The sequence below is a fragment of the Marinimicrobium sp. UBA4509 genome (assembly GCF_002388575.1).
Lineage (GTDB): Bacteria > Pseudomonadota > Gammaproteobacteria > Pseudomonadales > Cellvibrionaceae > Marinimicrobium > Marinimicrobium koreense.
Map to the genome: position 1 here is coordinate 20,806 of NZ_DGMV01000031.1, position 418 is coordinate 21,223.

The following is a 418-nucleotide window of genomic DNA, read 5'->3' on the forward strand; positions in this document are numbered from 1 at the left end:
GAGCCGCTGGGTCTGGTTGTACAACAGGCCATGCTGTTCACAGGCGCGCACACAGGAGGCGGTACCTTCGGGCCGCAGCGTGAGACTATCGCCATTGCGGTCATCGAAGGTGTACATTTCCTTCTCCACAATGTCGGTCACTTCACCGATGGAGCGCTTGAACAGCTCGGTGCTCTCGACGATCGGGAAACGGATTTCCCGATAGCTGTATTGCTGGAGGATGGACTTGAGGGTATTTTCCAGGTACTGCCACTGTCCGCTCTCATCCGGCAGCAGGTCGTTCATTCCTCGAATGGCTTGCAGTTTTTTCAAAGTGGGTTCCTAAAATCTTCTTTGGTGTTTGATGCTTTAGTTTGGGTTGCGGCGGACTTTCTTCGCTCAGGATCGTCGAACCCTGGTTACGGCGGATGCGCTTCGC

At 54.5% G+C, this 418-nt stretch carries 1 protein-coding gene; it reads right to left on the minus strand.

Going from position 1 to position 418, the window contains the following annotated elements; genetic code table 11:
• A partial coding sequence (locus B3520_RS03815; protein WP_286875451.1) for an ATP phosphoribosyltransferase regulatory subunit occupies positions 1 to 312 on the minus strand: 312 nt, incomplete at its 3' end.
• Between the last annotated feature and the right edge of the window lie 106 nt (positions 313 to 418).